21 protein-coding genes are annotated in these 21,868 nt (G+C 71.9%); 17 read left to right on the top strand and 4 right to left on the bottom strand.

All coding sequences use genetic code 11. From position 1 onward, the window contains the following. Positions 1–7 precede the first annotated feature (7 nt). Positions 8–973, top strand: a complete 966-nt coding sequence (locus tag ACWIHT_RS33485; protein WP_456172061.1) for an ATP-binding cassette domain-containing protein — start codon at positions 8–10, stop codon at positions 971–973. A gap of 11 nt (positions 974–984) precedes the next feature. Continuing rightward, positions 985–1,740: an ABC transporter permease gene (locus ACWIHT_RS33480; RefSeq protein WP_456172060.1), complete on the top strand. Its 756-nt coding sequence runs from the start codon at positions 985–987 to the stop codon at positions 1,738–1,740. 145 nt (positions 1,741–1,885) lie between these two features. Here the strand turns inward: ACWIHT_RS33480 and ACWIHT_RS33475 are convergent, their stop codons facing one another. After that, on the bottom strand, positions 1,886–2,539 hold the full coding sequence (locus ACWIHT_RS33475) for an FMN-dependent NADH-azoreductase (RefSeq protein ID WP_456172059.1): 654 nt from the start codon (positions 2,537–2,539) through the stop codon (positions 1,886–1,888). 131 nt (positions 2,540–2,670) lie between these two features. Here ACWIHT_RS33475 and ACWIHT_RS33470 point away from each other — a divergent pair, with 131 nt between their 5' ends. The 4 genes from ACWIHT_RS33470 (at position 2,671) to ACWIHT_RS33455 (ending at position 6,027) form a co-directional block, all read left to right on the top strand. Beyond that, complete coding sequence (locus ACWIHT_RS33470) at positions 2,671–3,033, top strand: winged helix-turn-helix transcriptional regulator (RefSeq protein ID WP_456172058.1); 363 nt, start codon at positions 2,671–2,673, stop codon at positions 3,031–3,033. 139 nt (positions 3,034–3,172) lie between these two features. Then, positions 3,173–4,582 (top strand): DUF2252 domain-containing protein, encoded by a 1,410-nt coding sequence (locus ACWIHT_RS33465; RefSeq protein ID WP_456172057.1) that lies wholly within the window; start codon positions 3,173–3,175, stop codon positions 4,580–4,582. A 114-nt stretch (positions 4,583–4,696) separates the two neighbouring features. Next, positions 4,697–5,683, top strand: coding sequence for a J domain-containing protein (locus ACWIHT_RS33460; protein WP_456172056.1), 987 nt, complete (start codon positions 4,697–4,699; stop codon positions 5,681–5,683). 14 nt (positions 5,684–5,697) lie between these two features. Beyond that, positions 5,698–6,027: a rhodanese-like domain-containing protein gene (locus ACWIHT_RS33455; RefSeq protein ID WP_456172077.1), complete on the top strand. Its 330-nt coding sequence runs from the start codon at positions 5,698–5,700 to the stop codon at positions 6,025–6,027. Positions 6,028–6,040: 13 nt separating this feature from the next. Here ACWIHT_RS33455 and ACWIHT_RS33450 read toward each other — a convergent pair whose 3' ends face one another. Continuing rightward, entirely contained in the window at positions 6,041–7,174 is a 1,134-nt protein-coding gene (locus ACWIHT_RS33450) for an acyl-CoA dehydrogenase family protein (protein ID WP_456172055.1), read from the bottom strand. 205 nt (positions 7,175–7,379) lie between these two features. Between ACWIHT_RS33450 and ACWIHT_RS33445 the strand changes: the two genes are divergently transcribed. Genes ACWIHT_RS33445 through ACWIHT_RS33435 form a run of 3 tightly spaced genes read left to right on the top strand, consistent with a single transcriptional unit; the run spans position 7,380 to position 10,089 of the window. Next, positions 7,380–8,138, top strand: a complete 759-nt coding sequence (locus ACWIHT_RS33445; RefSeq protein ID WP_456172054.1) for a DUF5819 family protein — start codon at positions 7,380–7,382, stop codon at positions 8,136–8,138. After that, positions 8,135–9,346, top strand: a complete 1,212-nt coding sequence (locus ACWIHT_RS33440; RefSeq protein WP_456172053.1) for an HTTM domain-containing protein — start codon at positions 8,135–8,137, stop codon at positions 9,344–9,346. The genes ACWIHT_RS33445 and ACWIHT_RS33440 overlap by 4 nt, the downstream gene beginning before the upstream one ends. Beyond that, positions 9,343–10,089 (top strand): TrmH family RNA methyltransferase, encoded by a 747-nt coding sequence (locus ACWIHT_RS33435; RefSeq protein ID WP_456172052.1) that lies wholly within the window; start codon positions 9,343–9,345, stop codon positions 10,087–10,089. The genes ACWIHT_RS33440 and ACWIHT_RS33435 overlap by 4 nt, the downstream gene beginning before the upstream one ends. Before the next feature lie 71 nt (positions 10,090–10,160). Here ACWIHT_RS33435 and paaN read toward each other — a convergent pair whose 3' ends face one another. Beyond that, positions 10,161–11,852 carry a phenylacetic acid degradation protein PaaN gene (gene paaN, locus ACWIHT_RS33430; protein ID WP_456172051.1) on the bottom strand — a complete coding sequence of 564 codons (1,692 nt, stop codon included), beginning with the start codon at positions 11,850–11,852 and terminating at the stop codon, positions 10,161–10,163. A gap of 180 nt (positions 11,853–12,032) precedes the next feature. Between paaN and ACWIHT_RS33425 the strand changes: the two genes are divergently transcribed. Together ACWIHT_RS33425 and ACWIHT_RS33420 are read left to right on the top strand one after the other, a co-directional pair. Next, positions 12,033–13,547 (top strand): 3-hydroxyacyl-CoA dehydrogenase, encoded by a 1,515-nt coding sequence (locus ACWIHT_RS33425; protein WP_456172050.1) that lies wholly within the window; start codon positions 12,033–12,035, stop codon positions 13,545–13,547. Beyond that, a complete protein-coding gene (locus tag ACWIHT_RS33420; RefSeq protein ID WP_456172048.1) occupies positions 13,544–14,134 on the top strand; it encodes a TetR/AcrR family transcriptional regulator in 591 nt (196 codons plus the stop codon). The genes ACWIHT_RS33425 and ACWIHT_RS33420 overlap by 4 nt, the downstream gene beginning before the upstream one ends. Positions 14,135–14,152: 18 nt before the next feature. Here ACWIHT_RS33420 and ACWIHT_RS33415 read toward each other — a convergent pair whose 3' ends face one another. Next, a complete protein-coding gene (locus ACWIHT_RS33415; RefSeq protein ID WP_374192817.1) occupies positions 14,153–14,653 on the bottom strand; it encodes an Lrp/AsnC family transcriptional regulator in 501 nt (166 codons plus the stop codon). A 174-nt stretch (positions 14,654–14,827) separates the two neighbouring features. Between ACWIHT_RS33415 and pdhA the strand changes: the two genes are divergently transcribed. The 6 genes from pdhA to ACWIHT_RS33385 are packed head-to-tail and all read left to right on the top strand — an operon-like array spanning position 14,828 to position 21,822. Then, entirely contained in the window at positions 14,828–15,964 is a 1,137-nt protein-coding gene (pdhA, locus tag ACWIHT_RS33410; protein ID WP_456172046.1) for a pyruvate dehydrogenase (acetyl-transferring) E1 component subunit alpha, read from the top strand. Continuing rightward, a complete protein-coding gene (locus tag ACWIHT_RS33405) occupies positions 15,961–16,965 on the top strand; it encodes an alpha-ketoacid dehydrogenase subunit beta (protein ID WP_456172045.1) in 1,005 nt (334 codons plus the stop codon). The genes pdhA and ACWIHT_RS33405 overlap by 4 nt, the downstream gene beginning before the upstream one ends. Next, a complete protein-coding gene (locus tag ACWIHT_RS33400) occupies positions 16,965–18,299 on the top strand; it encodes a dihydrolipoamide acetyltransferase family protein (RefSeq protein WP_456172044.1) in 1,335 nt (444 codons plus the stop codon). The genes ACWIHT_RS33405 and ACWIHT_RS33400 overlap by 1 nt, the downstream gene beginning before the upstream one ends. A 54-nt stretch (positions 18,300–18,353) precedes the next feature. Beyond that, positions 18,354–19,340, top strand: a complete 987-nt coding sequence (locus ACWIHT_RS33395; protein WP_456172042.1) for an NTP transferase domain-containing protein — start codon at positions 18,354–18,356, stop codon at positions 19,338–19,340. Continuing rightward, positions 19,337–20,731, top strand: a complete 1,395-nt coding sequence (locus ACWIHT_RS33390; protein WP_456172041.1) for a molybdopterin molybdotransferase MoeA — start codon at positions 19,337–19,339, stop codon at positions 20,729–20,731. Before ACWIHT_RS33395 ends, ACWIHT_RS33390 begins: the two co-directional genes overlap by 4 nt. Continuing rightward, the gene (locus tag ACWIHT_RS33385; protein WP_456172039.1) at positions 20,728–21,822 is read left to right on the top strand and encodes a potassium channel family protein; all 1,095 of its coding nucleotides are present in this window, start codon (positions 20,728–20,730) and stop codon (positions 21,820–21,822) included. The genes ACWIHT_RS33390 and ACWIHT_RS33385 overlap by 4 nt, the downstream gene beginning before the upstream one ends. Positions 21,823–21,868 lie beyond the last annotated feature (46 nt).

Genomic DNA, 21,868 nt, shown 5'->3' with positions numbered 1-21,868 from the left:
CGTGCACATGATCGAAGCGGAAAACCTGTCGAAGACGTACAAGAGCAAGAAGGGCGGAGTGGAGGCGGTCGCCGGGGTGAGTTTCCACGTCGAGCCGGGTGAGATCGTCGGCTTCCTGGGCCAGAACGGCGCCGGCAAGACCACCACGTTACGCATGCTCACCACGCTGTTGGAGCCCACGTCCGGCACTGCCCGGGTGGCCGGCTGCGATCTGCGCACCGACCCGAAGGGCGTCCGCCGAAAGATCGGCTACGTCGCACAGTCGGGCGGCACGTCTCCCGCGGCCACCGTACGCAGCGAGCTGATCCTTCAGGGCCGTCTCTACCAGATGTCCCAGGCCGACGCGGTGCGCCGGGCGGCCGAGCTGATCGAGGGGCTGGACCTGGCCGGGCTGGCGGAGCGCCCGACCAGCACGCTCTCCGGCGGCCAGCGACGTCGGCTGGATGTCGCTCTGGGCCTGGTCCACGAGCCCGAGCTGCTCTTTCTCGACGAGCCCAGCGCCGCACTGGACCCGCAGAGCCGCAACATGCTCTGGGAGCACGTTCGCGCTGTCCGGGAAGCCCGGGGCACCACCGTCTTTCTGAGTACTCACTACCTGGACGAGGCCGACGCGCTCTGCGACCGGGTGCTGATCATCGATCGCGGCCGGATCGTCGCCGAGGACAGTCCCGCCAGTCTCAAGCAGCAGCTGGGGCACGACATCGTCACCATCGAGCTGGGCTCCGAGTCCGACCGGGCCGAAGCCGCGATCGCCGCGCACCCCGCCGTCCAGGACGTCCGGATGGACGGCCGGACCCTGCGGCTGACGGTCGAACACAACGACCGTGTGCTGCTGGAGTTCCTGCGCGCGCTGGACGGCGTCCATGCCGAGCCGATCTCCATCCAGGTGGTCCGCCCCACGCTGGACGACGTCTTCCTGTCCATCACCGGCCGCTCGCTGCACGCGGCTGCCCCGCAACCCCTGAGCGCCTGAGAGGACCGGTCGTGCAGATCATCAATGACTCGCTGCTCATCTTCCGGCGGTACATGGACACCACGCTCAAGAGCAAGATGAGCGTCGTCATCGGCATGGTCCAGCCGGTGCTCTATCTCCTGCTGTTCGGCCCGATGCTGGAGAAGGCGCTGCCGGACACGCCGGGTCACAACGCCTGGCAGGAGTACGTGCCGGGACTGCTCGTCCAACTCGGTCTGTTCGGCGCCGGATACGCCGGGTTCAACCTGATCCCGGACATGCGGGCCGGCGTGATCGAGCGCATGCGGGTGACGCCGGTGAGCCGGCTGGCCCTGCTGCTCGGCCGGGTCATGCGGGACGCGGTGGTGATGCTCATCCAGGCCGCGCTGCTGACCGTGGTCTCCGTGGCGTTCGGACTGCGGGCACCGGTACTGGGTGTGGTGGCAGGGTTCGTGCTGGTCCTGGCACTCGCGATCAGCCTGGCCTCACTGTCGTACCTTCTGGCGCTGAGCCTGCCGACGGAGTACCTCTTCGCGCCGGTGATCAACACGGTGGTTCTCCCGCTGATGCTGCTCTCGGGCATCCTGCTGCCGATGACGTTCGCGCCGGGCTGGCTCTCGGTGCTGTCCCGCTTCAGCCCGTTCCGGTACATCGTCGACGGAATGCGCGACCTCTTCCTCGGCCACTACGCGACCGGCTCGGTGCTCGGCGCCGTCGTCGTCGCCTGCGTGCTGGTCACAGGCTCGCTCGCGCTCGGCACCCGAAAGTTCGTCAAGGCCAACTCCTGAGCGGACCTCCGCATCACATCGCGTGGCGGCAGGAGAGGCGGGCGTGGCTCACCGGTGTGCTCCACGACGGAAGCCCCTCAGGGTCCCGTACCTGGGGGGCTTCTTCTTGCGTGGTTCTCACCTCAGGTGAGGACGATCACAGCCTCTAGGCGGCGAGCCGCTCCGCCAACTCCTTGGCCTTGGTCGCCGCGTCGTCGAGGGCGCGCTCGCGGGACGCCTCGTAGAGGGGGACCAGGTCGGACATCGCCGGGTTCTGCGGGGCCATGGTGAGCTCCGGGACGATGAACTCCAGTTCCGTGCCGAGGGCGTCGACGAAGACCGCGCGGAGATACGTCTGCACGTACTCGAAGCCCTCGCGCGGGGTGCCGGGGCCGTAGGCGCCGCCGCGGCTGGCGATCACGGTGACCGGGGTGCCCTTGATCTTCGAGTCCTCGGTGCCCGCGGTGCGGCCCATGAGGATCACGTTGTCCAGCCAGGCCTTCAGGGTCGAGGGGATGGCGAAGTTGTACATCGGGGCGCCGATCAGCACCGCGTCCGCCTGCTCCAGCTCCTCTATGAGCCGCACGCGCTCCGCGAAGGCCGCCGCCTGCTCGGGCGTGTGCGTGGCCGGGTCGGCGAAGCCCGCGGTGTGGGCGTCGGCGGTGATGTGCGGGACGGGGTGCGCGGCGAGATCGCGGTGGATCACCGTGCCCTCCGGGTGCTGTTCCTCCCAGGACGTGCGGAAGGCGTCGGCGACCGCGCGGGAGGCGGAGGCGCCGGCGGGGAACACGGAGGAGTCGATGTGCAGAAGCGTGGCCATGGGGGTCTCCAGGGGGGCTGGGCTAGCCGAGCCAACATTTTGCTCAGCAGCTGAAGTTTCGTACTCGACTATGAATAACACAGGTACTTACTTTTTTTCATCCCCATTCGAGAGGGCAGTACCCTGAAGCCATGACGGTCGAGCAGGAACACGACACGGACCTGTGCAAACAGGTCGACAAGGGCATCACCCGTGTCTTCCAGCTGTTCGGAAAGCGCTGGACCGGACCGATCGTGGCCGTCCTGATGGCACAGCCCATGCACTTCTCCGACCTGCGCCGCGCCATCCCCGGCATCAGCGAGCGCATGCTCTCCGACCGGCTCACCGAACTCGGCGCCGCCGGCCTGCTCGTCCGCGAGGTCGCCGAGGGCCCGCCGCTGCGCGTCTCGTACCGGCTGACCGAGGCCGGCAAGGCCCTGGAGCCGGCGCTCCGGGAACTCGGCGAGTGGGCCAAGGTGCATCTGCCCGAGGGGTGGGAGTCGGGGGGCTGCTGAGGGCACGTGGGTTTTCCACAGGCGCGGCCCTGTCCACAGGTCCGAGTTGTCCACAGGGTCTGACGTGTTTTCGCCACCCGCTGTACGGTCGTCGCGAGTTGATGTTCGTGCGTGCGGAAGTGCGGGGGAGGCGGTCGGTATGACCGAGACCGGAATCGGTGTGGGGCGTAGGCTGCCCGGAGTGCGGGGCTTCGCCACCTGGCCGGTGGAGGGATCGCCCAAGGAAGAGGGGAAGGCGCTGCGGGAGAGCGTCCCGCGTGGCGCGCACGCCGCGCTCGACCTGGATGCCTCCCGCCCCGACGCGGTGACCGCCGTCGAGGAGTCCGGCCGCGGCCGTATCCCCGGGCTCACACCGATACGGGTGGGGCGGATGGCGGCCACCCCCTTCGCCTTCCTGCGCGGTTCGGCGGGCCTGATGGCCCACGACCTCGCCCGCACCCCCATGACCGGGATCGGCGCCCAGATCTGCGGCGACGCCCACGCGGCCAACTTCGGCCTGTACGGCGACGCCCGCGGCGGCCTGGTCATCGACCTGAACGACTTCGACGAGACCGTGCACGGCCCCTGGGAGTGGGACCTCAAGCGGCTCGCCGCCTCCCTGGTGCTCGCGGGCCGGGAGGCCGGCGCCGACGAGGACACCTGCCGTACGGCGGCGCACGGCGCGGTGGGCTCCTACCGCCGGACCATGCGGCTGCTGGCGAAGCTCCCGGTGCTGGACGCGTGGAACGCCATCGCGGACGAGGAGTTGGTCTCCCACGCCGACGCCCGTGACCTGCTCGGCACGCTGGAGCGGGTCTCGGAGAAGGCGCGGGGCAACACCAGCGGGCGGTTCGCGGCCAGGTCGACCGAGGCCGCCGAGGACGGCGGGCGCCGCTTCGTCGACGCCTCACCGGTGCTGCGCCGGATCCCGGACGAGGAGGCCGCGGCGGTCGCGGCGTCCCTGGAGGAGTACCTCGACACGCTCTCCGAGGACCGCCTCCCGCTGCTCGCCCGGCACACGGTGCACGACGTCGCCTTCCGCGTCGTCGGCACGGGCAGCGTCGGCACCCGGTCGTACGTCGTGCTGCTCCTCGACCACCGCGGCGAACCGCTCGTCCTCCAGGTCAAGGAGGCCCGCCCCTCGGCGCTGGTGCCGCATCTGCTGACCGCCGGGTTCGACGCGCCCGCCGTCCCGCACGAGGGCCGGCGCGTGGTGCTCGGGCAGAAGCGGATGCAGGTCGTCAGCGACATCCTGCTGGGCTGGACGACGGTCGACGGACTGCCGTTCCAGGTACGGCAGTTCCGCAACCGCAAGGGCAGCGTCGACCCCGCCGCCCTCGCCGCCGATCAGATCGACGACTACGGCCGGATGACCGGCGCCCTCCTGGCCCGCGCCCACGCCCACAGCGCCGACCCGCGCCTGGTCGCCGGGTACTGCGGCAAGAACGACGAACTGGACGACGCCATAGCGACGTTCGCCGTCGCCTACGCCGACCGCACCGAGGCGGACCACGCGGAACTGGTGGGGGCCGTGCGGTCGGGGCGGATCGCGGCGGAGCTGGGGGTGTGAGGTCCCGGTGGGGCCGCCCCGGCACGCTGCTCGTCGCCTGCCGGGACCTGTCGGCCGAGTGGTCGGCGGCCGACTGTCCACAGGCGCGGGGCGGCCGTGGCCTACGCTGGTCGGGTGACGACCCCGGAAGCTGAGCAGTCCCAGTCCGCACCCGTCGGAGAACCGGTGCCGGAGCAGGCGGGCGCCGAGGTGCCGTCCGCCGCCGGAGCCGCGGCGGGCGAGGGTTCCGTACGCGAGGAAGCCGGGGGCGCCGCGGTCGGCATCGGCCCGGCGGACGGTGCGGCGCCCCGGCCCGAGGAGCGGCTGGAGCGGGCCGTGCGGGCCGCCGAGCAGGCGTTGATCGAGTACGAGATCGCGGTGGACACCTTCCGCATCGAGGTCGAGAACTTCTCCCGGCTGCACCACCAGAAACTCGGCCCGATGTACTCCCGGCTCGACGAACTGGACGCGCAGATCGCCGAGGCCAAGGCCGCGCGCAGCGGTGACCCCGAGGACATCCGCCTCGCGGACGAGGCCCGGGCCCGGGTCATGCCGATGCCGGCGGTCGAGGAGCTGTTCCACGGCTGGATGGACGGCGACGGCCTGTTCCCGGAGGCCGCCGCGATGCTCACGGACCAGCCGGTACGGCCCCCGCAGCGGGTGCGCCCCAGCGAGGAGGCCCGCAAGCTCTACCGTGAGCTGGCCCGCAAGGCCCACCCCGACCTGGCGCAGGACGACGGCGAGCGCAAGCGGCGCGAGGAGTTCATCACCCGGGTCAACGCCGCCTACAGCCGCGGCGACGCCCCGCTGCTGCGCGAACTGGCCGAGGAGTGGGCCGCGGGACCGGCCCCGGTGGAGCGCGGCCCGAGCCCCAGCGAGGAGCTCTACGCCCGCCTCGAATGGCTCGCCCAGCGCAAGGAACTGCTCACCCTCGTCGCCCGGGAACTGGAGGAGGGCGCCATCGGCTCCATGCTCCGGATCGCCCCGGACGACCCCGACCGGCTCCTGGACGAGATCGCGGACCAGCTGCTCGCCCAAGTCGCCGAGCGAGAGGCCGAGTTGGCGGCCCTGCTCGGGGAGCCCGACACGTCGGCGGGACAGTCGGGTAGCGTCGAGTCATGAGTTTCGGAGCTGGTGTGCCCACGGTCGAGGTCGGCGACCTCAAGGACGGCGACTTCCTGCTGGACGTCCGCGAGGACGACGAGTGGCAGGCGGGTCACGCCACGGGGGCGCTGCACATCCCCCTCAGTGAATTCGTGGCCCGGTACGGCGAGTTGACCGAGGCGGCGCCGCAGGACGGCAGGGTCCATGTGATCTGCCGCTCCGGCGGGCGCTCCGCCCAGGTCACCACGTATCTGACCCAGCAGGGCATCGACGCCGTGAACGTCGACGGCGGTATGCAGGTCTGGGCCGCCGCGGGCCGCCCGGTCGTCACGGACGAGGGCCAACCGGGCTTCGTTCTCTAGCACTTCGGAGGCCCTAGCCCAGCGGATACGCCGCCAGCAGATCCCCCAGTGCCTCCTCGTGTGCCGACGCCGGGCCGAGCGACAGCTCCAGGTGCTTGGCCCAGGCGTGGTACCGGTGCAGGGGGTACTCGGTGTCGGCGCCGAACCCTCCGTGCAGATGCTGCGCGGTCTGCACGACCCGTCGTACCCCCTCCGCCGCCCAGATCTTGGCCACCGCCAGATCCGCGGCGGCGGGCAGCGCGCCCGGTGCGCCCGAGGCGATGCGCCACGCGGCCTGCCACAGCGTGGCCTCCATCGCGCGCAGGTCGATGTACCGGTCGGCGGCCTGTACGGCGACGGCCTGGAAGGTCGCGACCGGGAACCCGAACTGCTCCCGCTTGCCCGTGTATTCGGCGGTCATGCGCAGGACGGCCGTACCGAGCCCGAGGGCCAGCGCGCAGGTGCCGGCGGTCAGCAGGTCGCGCAGCCACTCCCAGGCGCCGTCGGCGTCGATGACGTCGACCACCGCGATCGGCACGGATTCCAGGCGCAGTTCGGCGAGCCGTTCGCCGGTGGTGGAGATCTGCTCGGCGAGTACGACGCCGTCCCGGTCCGGGGCGACCAGCGCGAGGACGCTCCGGTCGGCGTCCGTGTGCGCCGGTACGACGACCAGGTCCGCGTCGAAGGCCCACGGCACCGCCGTCTGCACCCCGTCCAACAGCCACCGGTCACCGTCCCGCCGAGCCGTCACGGCCAGCTCGGCCGGGTCGTGGCCGGTCCGCCCGTGCGCGGCGACGGTCAGCACGAGGTCACCGCGGGCCGCCCGGGCGAGCAGGCCGGACCGCAGCTCCTTGCTCCCGAAGGCCTGTACGGCCGCCGCGGCGGCGCTGCTCTCCAGGAGCGGCACCCTGGCCAGCACCTTCGCGGACTCCCGCAGCAGCAGACACAGGGCGATGGCGTCCAGGCCCGCGCCGCCGTACTCCTCGTCGAGCAGCAGGCTCAGCAGGTCGGCCTCGGCGAGCCGGGCCCACAGCGCCCGGTCGAAGTCCTCGGCGACGGCACCCGTGGTGTCCGCCGGACTGGGCACGGAGTCCGGCACGACGTCGGCGAACACCCCCGCCGCCGCCTCGGCCGCCGCCTGCTGCTCCTCGCTGAAGGTGAAGTCCACGGTTCCCGTCCTTCCGCAAGACCTGATCTGACGGAGCGTCAAGATAGAACACGTTCTAGAAGAAGGGAACGGGTCGGCCGGTCGTCCCATGGACGACATGCCGACGACATGCCAACGTGCACGGCCTGTGAGGACCGGGACTGTGCCCGGAGCGCGGGGCTGAGTACCGTTCCGTGCGACGGACCGGAATCGGAGACGGGGCGGAATGGACGCGAACGACGGAGGCTCGAACGCCCCCGAGGGGCCGCACGTCCCCGCGCAGCAACCCCCGCACCCGCCTCCGCCCCCTCCCTCGCCCCCGCCCGCACCGGACCCACCCGTCGGTGTCGCCGCGCTGTCCCTGCGCTACCAGGTGGGCGCCGCGCTGGCGGTCGCGATCGTCGCGGTCGCCGCCCTCGTGCATCTCGGGATGGTGTTCCTGCACGTCGCGCCCTCGAACACGGTGACGAAGCAGCACGGCAAGGCGATCGACGAATGGATCTACCCGGAGTTCGAGCAGAACTGGAAGCTGTTCGCGCCGAACCCCTTGCAGCAGAACATCGAGGTCCAGGTGCGCGCCGACATCCGCACGGCGGCCGGTGCGACCCGTACGACCGGCTGGTACGACCTGTCGGCCGAGGACGGCGTGGCCATCGACGGCAATCTGCTGCCGAGCCACACCGAGCAGAACGAGCTGCGCCGGGCCTGGGACTTCCTGACCGCCACGCACGACGCCGACAACAAGGCGATCGGCGTGCGCGGCACGCTCGCGGAGACGTATCTGCGCCGCATCGTCGTGCTGCGCCTGGGGCGGGACGACGCGGCCGGGGCGGGCGGCACCGTCCAGCGCGTCCAGGTCCGCTCCGTCACCACCAACGTGCCCCCGCCCGAGTGGAGTGACGAGCAGGTGTCGACCACGCCCCAGTACCGTGTGCTGCCCTGGTGGACGGTTCCGGCGGACGAGGGCGCGGGAGGTGTCCGGTGAGTGGTTTCGCCCCGTCGGTCTCCCGCGGCATCACCCGCGTCACGGAGTCGGCCCTCGGCCCGTACCAGAGCGCCGTGATCCGCATCGGCTTCGCCGCGACCTGGCTGCTGTTCCTGCTCCGCGAACTGCCCCACCGCCAGGAGCTCTACGGCCCCGACGGACCGTGGAGCTGGGATCTGGCCCGCCGACTGATCGCGGACAACGGCGCGTTCACCGCACTGATGTGGTCGGACGGGCAGTTCTGGTTCGAGACGGTGTACGCGCTGGCCGTCCTGGCGAGCGTCCTGCTCCTGCTGGGCTGGCGCACCCGTACGACGTCCGTGCTCTTCATGGTCGGCGTCCTCTCACTCCAGAACCGCAGCGTCTTCATGGGCGACGGCGGCGACAACGTCCTCCATCTGATGTCGATCTACCTGGTGTTCACCCGCTGCGGCCAGGTCTGGTCCCTCGACGCGCGCCGGGCCGCACGCGCGCGTGGCGAGCGGATTCCCGACCGGGTGGGGCCCGTCCTGTGGGTCGTGCTGGGCGCGGTGCTCGTCGCGGTGACCTCGGCCGGCCGGTTCGACAGCGACTGGTTCGTGCCCGCGCTCCTGTGGTGCGTCTGGCTGGCGCAGGCCCTGTGGTGGGCGGTCGCGCGCTACGCGAAGTCGTACGAGCCCCGGGTGCTGCTGGACGTCGTCGCGAACGTGATCCACAACGGCGCCCTGCTCGTCGTCGCGACCGAGGCCTGTCTGATCTACGCCACGGCAGGCTGGTACAAGATCCAGGGTTCCCGCTGGCAGGACGGCACCGCCGTCTACTACCCCCTCCACCTGGACTACTTCTCCCCCTGGCCCGGCCTCGCCGACGTGCTGTCCTCCAGCGGCACGATGGTGATGCTGGTGACCTACGGGACGGTGATCGTGCAGGTCGCCTTCCCGTTCACCCTCTTCAACCGGCGGGTCAAGAACGTCCTGCTGGCCCTGATGATGACCGAGCACGCGGCGATCGCCGTCCTCCTCGGGCTGCCGTTCTTCTCCCTCGCGATGATCGCGACGGACGCGGTCTTCCTGCCGACGTCGTTCCTGCGCCGGCTCGGCGGCTGGGCGGCACGCACGCGTGGACGGTGGTTCACGCGGGGCGGCCCTACGGCGCCGGACGACGCGGATCCGGGGGAGCCGCGGGCCCCGGAGAACCCCGAGCACAGCCACGTAGGCTTCACCGCATGACCGACCCCGCAGCGGCCGACTGGCACCGGCTCGCCGACACCTCCGTGCTGCTCGACGGCTTCCACGCCCTCAAGCACGCGCTGCGCTTCGGCGCCGAGGTCTCGCTGGCGGTCACCACGGACCGCCAGGCGGCCCTCGCCCTCGCCGACGACCTGGCCCCCGACGTACGGGACACCCTGGACGCCCTGCTGACGGAGGTCCCGGAGACCACGTACCGGTCCTTCGTCCCACGCCCCCACCCGACAGGGGTGGCGGCCCTGGCGGTACGTCCCGCGCGCGCGGCCAATCTGGAGCAGCTCGGGCACACGCCCCGCCGTACCCCCGTCGTGGTCCTCGACAACCCGCGCAACCTGGGCAACGCGGGCGCCGTGATCCGGCTCGCCGCCGGTTTCGGCGTGACCGGGGTGGTCACCACCGGCACGCTCGACCCCTGGCACCCCACGGTCGTACGCGCCGGAGCGGGCCTGCACTACGCGACAGCCGTGGAACGCCTGACGGTGGAAGAACTCCCTCCGGGCCCGGTGTTCGCCCTGGACCCGGAGGGCGACGACATCCGGGGCATGAAGCTCCCGGACGACGCTGTCCTGGCCTTCGGTTCGGAACGCAGCGGCCTGTCGGCCGAACTACGCGCGCGTACGGACCACTTGGTGTCCCTGCCGATGCGCCCCCAGGTCTCCAGCTACAACCTGGCGACGAGCGTGGCGATGACCCTGTATCACTGGTCCACTGGAGCGCCCCTTTAGGGGCGCGGGGAACTGCGCGACCAGCCACGACGGACCTTCGGTCGCACAACAACCGCACCCCCCCCGAGCTATCAGGCGTCCCGACGAACCTCGACAACCCGGAACCGATTGGCGACAAACGCCCCATCACACAGGGCCGCATTCGCCGCCGGATTGCCACCCGACCCGTGGAAGTCGGAGAACGCGGCAGTCTGATTGACGAACACCCCACCAGTCAGGTTCAGCGACAACTGGGCGGCCTCCTCCAGGCAGACCTCCTCGACGGCCTTCTCGACCACCTCGTCGGTCGTGTACGCCCCGACAGTCATCGCCCCCTTCTCCCGCACCGTCCGCCGCAACAACTCCACCGCGTCGGACGCGGAGTCGACCGCCACGGCGAAGGAGACAGGGCCGAAGCACTCGCTCATGTACGCGGCCTCGTCGTCCGGCTTGGCCCCGTCCAGCTTCACGATCACCGGCGTGCGGACGACCGCGCCCGGGAACTCCGGGTTGACGATCTCCCGTGAGGCGAGGGCGACTTCACCGAGGGAGGCGGCCGCCTCCAGCCGGGCCTTCACGTCCGGGTTGACGATCGCGCCGAGCAGCCCGTTCGCGCGGGCGTCGTCGCCCAGGAGACCGTCCACCGCGCGGGCGAGATCGGCGACGACCTCGTCGTAGGACTTGGGACCCTGGTCGGTGGTGATGCCGTCGCGGGGGATCAGCAGGTTCTGCGGGGTGGTGCACATCTGGCCGCTGTACAGGGACAGCGAGAACGCCAGGTTGGACAGCATGCCCTTGTAGTCGTCGGTCGACTCGACGACGACCGTGTTGACGCCGGCCTTCTCCGTGTAGACCTGCGCCTGGCGGGCGTTGGCCTCCAGCCAGTCGCCGAAACCGGTCGACCCGGTGTAGTCGATGATCCGGATCTCGGGGCGGGTGGCGAGCGTCTTGGCGATGCCCTCGCCGGGGCGCTCGGCGGCGAGCGCCACGAGGTTCGGGTCGAAGCCGGCCTCGGTGAGCACCTCGCGCGCGATCTGGACGGTCAGCGCGAGCGGCAGTACCGCGCGCGGGTGGGGCTTCACCAGGACCGCGTTGCCGGTGGCGAGGGAGGCGAACAGGCCCGGATAGCCGTTCCACGTGGGGAAGGTGTTGCAGCCGATGACCAGGGCGGTGCCGCGCGGGACCGGCGTGAACTCCTTGTTCATGACGAGCGGGTCGCGCTTGCCCTGGGGCTTGGTCCACTCGGCGACGGCGGGCGTGCGGACCTGCTCCGCGTACGCGTACGCCACCGCCTCCAGACCGCGGTCCTGGGCGTGCGGGCCGCCTGCCTGGAACGCCATCATGAAGGCCTGGCCGCTGGTGTGCATGACCGCGTGGGCGAACTCGTGCGTCCGGTCGCTGATCCGCTTCAGGATCTCGATGGAGACCACGGCACGTGTCTCCGCGCCCGCGTCCCGCCAGGCCCGCTGCCCGGCGCGCATGGCCGGCAGCAGGACGTCGAGGTCCGCGTGCGGGTACGTCACGCCCAACTCGACGCCGTACGGCGACACTTCGCCGCCCACCCAGTCGTCGGTGCCGGGCTGGCCGAGGTCGAGGCGGGTGCCCAGGAGGGCGTCGAAAGCGGCCTTGCCCGCCGCCGCGTCCAGGCTGCCGTGCTCGCCGTAGGCCTTGGGGTGTTCGGGGTGGGGGGACCAGTACGCGCGCGTGCGGATCGCTTCGAGCGCCTGGTCGAGTGTCGGCCGGTGCCGGGCGATCAGCTCGTGCGCGGTCGGTTCGGCGGCCATGCGGTACCAACTCCTCTTCTCAAGAACTCGTCAACTCGTCTGCGAGCTCATGACCTGGGCAGGAACAGGGCAAGGATCAGGGGCGGAAACAGGCGGTCAGAGTTAGAGTAACCGAACGATCGGTCGGGACAAGGGGGTCCGCCGCATCTGTGGAAAACCCCGTGCGGGAGGATCGCGGACATGACAGCACTGGACCTCAGCAGCCCCGTGGCCGTCGTCGGCACCGGCACCATGGGCCAGGGCATCGCCCAGGTCGCGCTGACCGCGGGTCACGTCGTACGGCTGTACGACACCGTCCCGGGGCGGGCCCGGGACGCGACCGCCGCGATCGGCGCCCGGCTCGACCGCCTCGTGGAGAAGGACCGGCTGACCCTCGCCGACCGGGACGCCGCACACGCCCGGCTGCTGCCCGCCGAGATCCTCGCCGAGCTCGCGGACTGCACCCTGGTCGTCGAGGCCGTGCTGGAGCGGCTGGACGTCAAACAGCAGCTGATGCGCGACCTGGAGGACATCGTCGGCGACGACTGTCTGCTCGCCACCAACACCTCGTCCCTGTCGGTGACGGCGATCGGCGCCGCCCTGCGCAACCCCGGCCGCTTCGTGGGCCTGCACTTCTTCAACCCGGCCCCGCTGCTGCCGCTCGTCGAGGTCGTCTCCGGGTTCGCCACCGACGTCACGTCGGCCACGCGCGCGTACGAGATGTCCCGCGCCTGGGGCAAGACCCCCGTCGCCTGCGCGGACACCCCCGGCTTCATCGTCAACCGCATCGCCCGGCCCTTCTACGCCGAGGCTTTCGCCGTCTACGAGGCACAGGCCGCCGACCCGGCCACCATCGACGCGATCCTGCGCGAGTCCGGCGGCTTCAAGATGGGCGCCTTCGAACTGACCGACCTCATCGGCCAGGACGTCAACGAGTCCGTCACCCACTCCGTGTGGCAGTCCTTCTTCCAGGACGTCCGCTTCACGCCCTCGCTCGCCCAGCGCCGCCTGGTCGAGTCCGGCCGCCTCGGCCGCAAGACCGGACAGGGCTGGTACGACCACGGGGACGACGCCGAGCTGCCCGAACCGCACACCGCGGAACCGGCCCAGGCGCCCGCCTACGTCGTCGTCGAGGGCGACATGGGCCCCGCCGCCGACCTGGTCGCGCTGATCCGCGAGGCGGGCATCGTCGTCCGCGAGGAGGAAGAGGACCACGGCACCCGGATGGTGTTGCCCGGCGGCGGACAGCTGGCGCTCGCCGACGGACAGACCTCCGTCGAGTTCCGTGACGTCGTCTACTTCGACCTCGCCCTCGACTACCGCAGGGCCGGCCGCATCGCCCTGTCCGCCTCCCAGGACACCGCCTCGGGGACCCTCTCCGAGGCGATCGGCCTCTTCCAGGCGCTCGGCAAGGACGTCAGCGTCATCGGGGACGCCCCCGGGATGATCGTCGCCCGCACGGTCGCCCGGATCGTCGACCTGGCGCACGACGCCGTCGCCAAGGGCGTCGCCACGGAGGAGGACATCGACACCGCGATGCGCCTTGGTGTCAACTACCCCCTGGGTCCGTTCGAATGGAGCCGCAGGCTCGGCCGCAGCTGGGCCTACGACCTCCTGGACGACCTGCACCTGCGTGATCCGTCGGGACGGTACGCGCCGTCCCTGGCGCTCTACCGCCACGCGTACGCCACCGAGAAGCGGGAGGGCACCCCATGACCACCGCCAAGCGCGACACGTACACCCCCGAGAGCCTGCTCTCCGTCGCCGTCCAGGTCTTCATCGAGCGCGGCTACGACGGCACCTCCATGGAGCACCTCGCCAAGGCGGCCGGCATCTCCAAGTCGTCGATCTACCACCACGTCACCGGCAAGGAGGAACTGCTGCGCCGCGCGGTCAGCCGCGCCCTGGACGGTCTCTTCGGGATCCTCGACGAGGAGCACGCGCGCGTGGGGCGTGCCGTCGACCGGCTGGAGTACGTCGTACGGCGCATGGTCGAGGTGCTGACCTCCGAGCTGCCGTACGTGACGCTGCTGCTTCGGGTGCGCGGCAACACCGACACCGAGCGGTGGGCCCTGGAGCGGCGCCGGGACTTCGACCACCGGGTGGCCGACCTGCTGAAGGCCGCGGCAGCCGACGGCGATCTGCGCGGCGACGTGGAGGTACGGCTCGCGACCCGGCTCGTCTTCGGGATGATCAACTCCATCGTGGAGTGGTACCGGCCCGACGGACGGGGCATGGGCGAGCGCGAAGTGGCCGACGCGGTGGCCCAGTTGGTGTTCTCCGGACTGCGCGCCCCGCACTGAGCCGGGGTGGGGCCGGGGTCAGCCCTCGGGCTCCAGGTCCTCCTCCTCGAACACCAGCAGGGTGCGGGTGCTGAGCACCTCGGGGATCGCCTGGAGCCGGTTGAGGACCAGGTCGCGCAACGCCCGGTTGTCCAGGGTGTGCACCAGCAGCAGCACGTCGAAGTCGCCGCCCACCTGCGCGATGTGCGAGGCACCCGGGAGGAGCCTCAGCTGCTCGCGGACCGTCCGCCAGGAGTTCTGCACGATCTTCAGGGTGATGTACGCCGACGTGCCCTGCCCCGCCCGCTCGTGGTCGACCCGGGCGCCGAAGCCGCGGATGACACCGTCCTCGATGAGCCGGTTGATCCGCGCGTAGGCGTTGGCGCGCGAGACGTGCACCCGCTCGGCGACGGACCGTATCGACGCGCGGCCGTCCGCCTGGAGCATCTGGAGGATGTCCTGATCGATGGCGTCGAGCGGGCGCGGGGGCGGCAGCTCGCGTCCCGCCTCCGGGCCGTCGGCCATTTGTTCAGGTGCCATGTCCCCCCGCCTCCCTACCATGGACGTACTGCGTTCATTCCAGGTTGTGGAGAACCGTTTGTCCACAGCCTGGAGCCGCGTGTAGCCAAAATGTGCCGACGACCGAACAATCGGTAGGGAGGCGCCGTACGTCCGAGGCGTCTCTCCGAGCCACTCCCCCGAGGAGGTGCCGTCATGACGGTCATGGAGCAGCGGGGCGCGTACAAGCCCACACCGCCGCCCGCCTGGCAGCCGCGCACGGACCCCGCGCCGCTGCTGCCCGACGCGGTGCCGTACCGCGTGCTCGGCACCGAGGCCGCCGCGCAGGCCGCCCCCGAGCTGCTGCGCCGCCTGTACGCCCAGCTGGTGTCGGGCCGCCGGTACAACGCGCAGGCCACCGCCCTCACCAAGCAGGGCCGGCTCGCCGTGTACCCCTCCACCACCGGCCAGGAGGCCTGCGAGGTCGCCGCCGCGCTGGTCCTCCAGGAGCAGGACTGGCTCTTCCCCAGCTACCGCGACACCCTCGCCGCCGTCGCCCGCGGCCTCGACCCCGTGGAGGCCCTCACCCTGCTGCGCGGCGACTGGCACACCGGCTACGACCCGCGCGAGCACCGCATCGCCCCCCTCTCCACCCCGCTCGCCACCCAACTCCCGCACGCCGTCGGCCTCGCCCACGCGGCCCGCCTCAAGGGCGACGACGTGGTCGCGCTCGCCATGGTCGGCGACGGCGGCACCAGCGAGGGCGACTTCCACGAGGCGCTGAACTTCGCCGCCGTCTGGCAGGCCCCGGTCGTCTTCCTCGTCCAGAACAACGGTTTCGCGATCTCCGTACCCCTCGCCAAGCAGACCGCGGCCCCCTCCCTGGCCCACAAGGCCGTCGGCTACGGCATGCCCGGCCGCCTGGTCGACGGCAACGACGCGGTCGCCGTCCACGAGGTCCTCAGCCAGGCCGTACGGCACGCGCGCGAGGGCGGCGGTCCCACGCTCGTCGAGGCCATCACGTACCGCATCGAGGCCCACACCAACGCCGACGACGCGACCCGCTACCGCGGCGAGACCGAGGTCGAGGCCTGGCGCGCGCACGACCCGATCGCCCTCCTGGAGCACGAGCTGACCGAGCGCGGCCTCATCGACGAGGCAGGCATCCAGGCCGCCCACGACGCCGCCGACGCCATGGCGGCCGAGCTGCGCGCGCACATGAACCAGGACCCGGTGCTCGACCCCATGGACCTGTTCGCCGACGTGTACGCCGAACCCACCCCCCAACTGCGCGAACAGCGCGACCAGTTGGCGGCGGAGCTGGCGGCCGAGCGGGAGGGGACGCACTCATGACCACCGTCGCCCTCAAACCCGCCACCATGGCGCAGGCCCTCACGCGTGCGCTCCGCGACGCCATGGCCGCCGACCCCACCGTGCACGTCATGGGCGAGGACGTCGGCACCCTCGGCGGCGTCTTCCGCGTCACCGACGGCCTCGCCAAGGAGTTCGGCGAGGACCGCTGCACGGACACCCCGCTCGCCGAGGCCGGCATCCTCGGCACGGCCGTCGGCATGGCGATGTACGGCCTGCGCCCGGTCGTCGAGATGCAGTTCGACGCCTTCGCCTACCCGGCGTTCGAGCAACTCATCAGCCACGTCTCCCGCATGCGCAACCGCACCCGCGGCGCCATGCCCCTCCCGATCACCGTCCGCGTCCCCTACGGAGGCGGCATCGGCGGCGTCGAGCACCACAGCGACTCCTCCGAGGCCTACTACATGGCGACCCCGGGCCTGCACGTCGTCACCCCCGCCACGGTCGCCGACGCCTACGGCCTGCTGCGCGCCGCGATCGCCTCCGACGATCCGGTCGTCTTCCTGGAGCCCAAGCGCCTCTACTGGTCGAAGGACACCTGGAACCCCGAAGACCCCTCACCCGTTGAACCCATCGGACGCGCCGTGGTCCGCCGCCCGGGCAGCAGCGCGACCCTCATCACCTACGGCCCCTCCCTCCCCGTCTGCCTCGAAGCCGCCGAGGCGGCCCGCGCCGAGGGCTGGGACCTCGAAGTCGTCGACCTGCGCTCCCTGGTGCCCTTCGACGACGAGACGGTCTGCGCGTCCGTACGGCGCACCGGCCGCGCCCTCGTCGTACACGAGTCGGGCGGCTACGGCGGCCCGGGCGGCGAGATCGCGGCCCGCGTCACGGAGCGCTGCTTCCACCACCTGGAGGCACCGGTGCTGCGCGTCGCCGGGTTCGACATCCCGTACCCGCCGCCGATGCTGGAGCGGCACCACCTGCCCGGCGTCGACCGGATCCTGGACGCCGTGGGACGCCTGCAATGGGAGGCGGACAACTGATGGCACAGGTACTGGAGTTCAAGCTCCCCGACCTCGGCGAGGGCCTCACCGAGGCGGAGATCGTGCGCTGGCTGGTCCAGGTCGGCGACGTCGTCGCCATCGACCAACCGGTCGTCGAGGTCGAGACGGCCAAGGCGATGGTCGAGGTCCCCTGCCCCTACGGCGGCGTCGTCACGGCCCGCTACGGCGAGGAGGGCACCGAACTCCCGGTCGGCGCCCCGCTGTTGACGGTCGCGGTGGGCGCACCTACCGCTGACACCGAGGGCTCGGGCAACGTGCTGGTGGGCTACGGCACGGGGGCGCCTCCCGCGCGGCGGCGCAGGGTGCGGCGGATGGCCGCGGACGTCGTGACCTCGGTGGCGGACGCGCCTGCACCCGCCCCCGCCGCCGGGACTGGTAGCCGCGGCGACGGTCCCGTACCCGTGATCTCCCCGCTCGTACGACGGCTCGCGCGCGAGAACGGCCTGGAACTGCGGGAGTTGACGGGTTCCGGGCGGGACGGGCTGATCCTGCGGGCGGACGTCGAGAAGGCGCTCCGCGCGGCGGCGGCCCAGGAGGCGACCGCCCAGGAAGCGACCCTGCTGCCCCCGGCGACGGTTCCCACCGCCATGCCCTCGGCAACGGCCGCCATCTCCCCTGCCGACGGAGTCACCCGCACCCCCCTCCGCGGCATCCGAGGCGCCGTGGCCGACAAGCTCTCCCGCAGTCGCCGTGAGATCCCGGACGCGACCTGCTGGGTGGACGCCGACGCGACCGAGTTGATGCGCACCCGCGCGGCGATGAACGCCGTGGCCGGGCCCAAGATCTCCGTGCTGGCGCTCCTGGCCCGGATCTGTACGGCCGCGCTGGCCCGGTTCCCCGAGCTCAACTCCAGTGTGGACATGGAGGCGAGGGAGGTCGTCCGGTTCGACCGGGTGCACCTCGGGTTCGCCGCGCAGACCGAGCGCGGACTCGTCGTACCCGTCGTACGGGACGCGGGCGCACGGGACGCGGAGGCGCTGAGCGCGGAGTTCGCCCGGCTCACCGAGGCGGCCCGGGCCGGGACGCTGACCCCCGGGGACCTCACCGGCGGGACCTTCACGCTGAACAACTACGGGGTGTTCGGCGTCGACGGTTCCACGCCGATCATCAACCACCCCGAGGCGGCGATGCTCGGCGTCGGCCGGATCGTCCCCAAGCCCTGGGTGCACGAAGGGGAGTTGGCCGTCCGCCAGGTCGTGCAGCTCTCGCTCACCTTCGACCACCGGGTCTGCGACGGCGGTACGGCGGGCGGTTTCCTGCGGTATGTGGCGGACTGTGTGGAACAGCCGGCGGTGCTGCTGCGCAACCTGTGATCACGGAAGCCCGCACAAGTTCCCTGTGATCAGGGCGGCCCGCATACTCGGGGGGTGACCGCGTACGAGCCCCCCGACTCCGCGCCCGGCGACGCGTACGACGCCGTCGTGCTCGCCGGTGGCGCCGCCCGGCGGCTCGGCGGTGCCGACAAACCCGGGCTGCGGGTGGGCGGCCGGGCCCTGCTCGACCGGGTGCTCACCGCCTGCGCCGACGCCCGCACCACCGTCGTGGTCGCCGACCCCCGGCCCACCCCCCGGCCGGTGCGCTGGGCGCGCGAGGACCCGCCCGGCGCGGGCCCGGTCGCCGCGCTCGACGCGGGCCTGCGCCACACCACGGCCGACACCGTCCTGGTCCTCTCCGCCGACCTGCCGTTCCTCGAACCGGCAACCGTACGGCGGCTGTTGACCGCCCTGCGGACCGACGGCACCCACGGCGCGCTGCTCACCGACGCCGACGGCCGCGACCAGCCGCTCGTCGCCGCGTACAGCGCGCGGGCCCTCCGCCGGGAACTCACCGCACTCACCTCCGAGCACAGCGGCCTCACCGGGCTGCCCCTGCGCCGCCTGACCGCCGCGCTCGAACTCACCCGCGTCCCCGACCCCGTCGCGTCCTTCGACTGCGACACCTGGGACGACCTCGCCATCGCCAGGGCACGCATCAGGGAGCATGGGCACGTGTTGGATGAATGGATTTCCGCAGTCAAGGACGAACTGGGCATCGACCTGGACGTCGACACCGGCATCCTGCTCGACCTCGCCCGCGACGCCGCCCACGGAGTGGCCAGGCCCGCCGCCCCGCTGACCACCTTCCTGGTCGGCTACGCGGCGGCACAGGGCAAGGGCGGACCCGAGGCCGTCGCCGAGGCGGCCCGCAAGGCCGCCGCCCTCGCGCTGCGCTGGGCGGACGAGGACACCGCCGGGACGGGGTCCGACGCCAAACCGGGCACCCTGGGGACGGGGACGGGGACGGGGACGGGGACCGGGCCCGACACCAAGCCGGACGCCCCGTCCGACGCCCCCGGTCCGGACGCCGTCGGATGACCGCGCGCGGCACGCACACGCACGTCGGCGAGCATGCCCAGCATGCCCAGGACGTCGAGGACCTCGACGTCGAGGAGGTACTCGCCCTCGTGAACGAAGCCGGCACCGGCGGGCAGGCCGAGCCCCCGCCCCCACCGGAGGGCACGCCCCGAACCCCCGGCGCACCCCGCACGTCGGACACCCGTCAGCACAAGGCCACCCCGTGGCCCGAGGCCCGGGCCGTCGCCGCGCGCGCCGCACGGTCCGGCGGCCACCGCGCCCCCGTCTCCGTGCCCCTCGACTCCGCCCTCGGCCTGGTCCTGGCCGCGCCGCTCGTCGCCCTGAGCGACCTGCCCTCGTTCGACACCTCCGCGATGGACGGCTGGGCGGTCGCGGGCCCCGGCCCCTGGGCCGTACGCGAGGACGGGGTGCTGGCCGGACACGCGGAGTCGGAGCCGCTCGGCGACGGCGAGGCCGTGCGGATCGCGACCGGCGCCCGGGTCCCCGCCGACACCACCGCCGTCATCCGCAGCGAGCACGGCCGCACCGACGACAAGGGCCGCCTCCACGCGGCCCGGGACGTCGGACACGGCCAGGACATCCGCCCGCGCGGACAGGAGTGCCGCAGCGGCGACCACCTGCTGCCCGGCGGCACCCTGGTGACCCCGGCGGTGCTCGGCCTCGCCGCGGCCGCCGGCTACGACACGCTCACCGCCGTACCCCGCCCCCGGGTCGAAGTCCTCATCCTGGGCGACGAGTTGCTCACCGAGGGACTGCCCCACGACGGGCTCATCCGGGACGCGCTCGGCCCGATGCTGCCGTCCTGGCTGCGCGCGCTCGGCGCCGAGGTCACCGCGGTCCGCCGACTGCGCGACGACGAGAAGGCGCTGCACAAGGCGATCACGGCCAGCACCGCCGACCTCGTCGTCACCACCGGCGGCACCGCCTCCGGCCCGGTCGATCACGTCCACCCCACCCTGCGCCGCCTGGGCGCCGAACTCCTCGTGGACGGCGTCAAGGTGCGCCCCGGCCACCCCATGCTGCTGGCCCGCATCAAGGACGACCAGCACCTCGTGGGCCTGCCCGGCAACCCGCTCGCCGCGATCTCCGGCCTGCTCACCCTCGCCGAACCGCTGCTGCGGACCCTGTCGGCGCACCCCGCCCCGGAGCCGTACGCGCTGCCCCTCCAGGACGCGGTGCACGGGCACCCGTACGACACGCGGCTCATCCCCGCCGTGCTGCGCGGCGACTCCGCGATTCCGCTGCACTACAACGGACCGGCCATGCTGCGTGGGATCGCGGCGGCCGACGCCCTCGCGGTCGTACCGCCGGGTGGGGCGCGGCAGGGGCAGCGGACGGAACTCATCGATCTGCCCTGGGCAGTCGCCGGAATCGGGGTGTGTTTCACGTGAAACAGTCGGGCCATGACGCGATCGCCCGCCAGGCGGACGAACATCTCGTGACCCATCGGGTGAAACTCCCGAAGAAAGTGGTCGAGCACCCCTTCCAGCAGGTCGCCAAACGGCTGTCCATCGCGCTGTTCCTGCTGGCCGCGACCGCGCTGATCGTCTATGCCGACCGCGACGGCTACAACGACAACTCGGACGGCTCGGTCGACTTCCTCGACGCGCTGTACTACGCCACGGTCACCCTCTCGACCACCGGCTACGGCGACATCACCCCGGTCAGCGACGGCGCCCGGCTCACCAACATCCTCGTCGTCACGCCCCTGCGCGTGCTGTTCCTGATCGTCCTGGTCGGCACCACCCTCGAAGTCCTCACCGAACGCACCCGGGAGGAATGGCGCCTGAATCGCTGGAGGTCCACCTTGCGGGATCACACCGTCGTCATCGGCTTCGGTACGAAGGGGCGGTCGGCGATCCAGACCGTGTGTGCGACGGGGCTGAGGAAGGAACAGGTCGTCGTGGTCGACCCCAGTGCGAAGGCGATCGAGGCCGCGAGCAGCGACGGGTACGTCGGGGTCGTCGGGGACGCCACCCGCAGCGAGGTCCTGAAGCGTGCCGAGGTGCACAAGGCACGGCAGATCATCATCGCGACCCAGCGCGACGACACGGCCGTGCTGGTGACCCTCACCGCCCGGCAGCTCAACCGCGGCGCGAAGATCGTGGCCGCCGTGCGCGAGGAGGAGAACGCGCCGCTGCTCAAGCAGTCCGGCGCCGACGCCGTCATCACCAGTGCCAGCGCGGCCGGCCGGCTGCTCGGCCTGTCCGTGCTCAGCCCCGCCGCCGGCATGGTCATGGAGGACCTCATCCAGCAGGGCAGCGGACTCGACATGACCGAGCGGCCCGTCATAAAGGCCGAGGTGGGCAGGACACCGCGCGAGACGGACGACCTGGTGGTGAGCGTCGTACGCGGGCACCGGGTGCTCGGTTACGACGACCCGTCGATCGGGACGCTTCAGCTGACCGACCGGCTCATCACGATCGTGCGGGTCTCGCCGGGCTCGCAGGTCGCGCCGCACACCCGGCCGCTGCCGGAGTGATCGACCCTCAGCGTTCCGCCGTATGACGAGGAGTAGCGTCGGCCTC

The sequence above is a fragment of the Streptomyces sp. NPDC002276 genome, from assembly GCF_053891435.1.
The sequence above is the reverse complement of the archived record's forward strand: the minus strand, read 5'-3'. Positions and strand labels throughout refer to the sequence as shown.

What these genes read in the sequence shown, in the direction of transcription:
- ACWIHT_RS33485 (WP_456172061.1), top strand. Translation starts at nt 8, where the DNA reads ATGATCGAAGCGGAAAACCTGTCGAAGACGTACAAGAGCAAGAAGGGC.
- ACWIHT_RS33475 (WP_456172059.1), bottom strand. Translation starts at nt 2,539, where the DNA reads ATGGCCACGCTTCTGCACATCGACTCCTCCGTGTTCCCCGCCGGCGCC.
- ACWIHT_RS33470 (WP_456172058.1), top strand. Translation starts at nt 2,671, where the DNA reads ATGACGGTCGAGCAGGAACACGACACGGACCTGTGCAAACAGGTCGAC.
- ACWIHT_RS33465 (WP_456172057.1), top strand. Translation starts at nt 3,173, where the DNA reads ATGACCGAGACCGGAATCGGTGTGGGGCGTAGGCTGCCCGGAGTGCGG.
- ACWIHT_RS33445 (WP_456172054.1), top strand. Translation starts at nt 7,380, where the DNA reads ATGGACGCGAACGACGGAGGCTCGAACGCCCCCGAGGGGCCGCACGTC.
- ACWIHT_RS33435 (WP_456172052.1), top strand. Translation starts at nt 9,343, where the DNA reads ATGACCGACCCCGCAGCGGCCGACTGGCACCGGCTCGCCGACACCTCC.
- paaN (WP_456172051.1), bottom strand. Translation starts at nt 11,852, where the DNA reads ATGGCCGCCGAACCGACCGCGCACGAGCTGATCGCCCGGCACCGGCCG.
- ACWIHT_RS33425 (WP_456172050.1), top strand. Translation starts at nt 12,033, where the DNA reads ATGACAGCACTGGACCTCAGCAGCCCCGTGGCCGTCGTCGGCACCGGC.
- ACWIHT_RS33420 (WP_456172048.1), top strand. Translation starts at nt 13,544, where the DNA reads ATGACCACCGCCAAGCGCGACACGTACACCCCCGAGAGCCTGCTCTCC.
- ACWIHT_RS33415 (WP_374192817.1), bottom strand. Translation starts at nt 14,653, where the DNA reads ATGGCACCTGAACAAATGGCCGACGGCCCGGAGGCGGGACGCGAGCTG.
- pdhA (WP_456172046.1), top strand. Translation starts at nt 14,828, where the DNA reads ATGACGGTCATGGAGCAGCGGGGCGCGTACAAGCCCACACCGCCGCCC.
- ACWIHT_RS33405 (WP_456172045.1), top strand. Translation starts at nt 15,961, where the DNA reads ATGACCACCGTCGCCCTCAAACCCGCCACCATGGCGCAGGCCCTCACG.
- ACWIHT_RS33400 (WP_456172044.1), top strand. Translation starts at nt 16,965, where the DNA reads ATGGCACAGGTACTGGAGTTCAAGCTCCCCGACCTCGGCGAGGGCCTC.
- ACWIHT_RS33390 (WP_456172041.1), top strand. Translation starts at nt 19,337, where the DNA reads ATGACCGCGCGCGGCACGCACACGCACGTCGGCGAGCATGCCCAGCAT.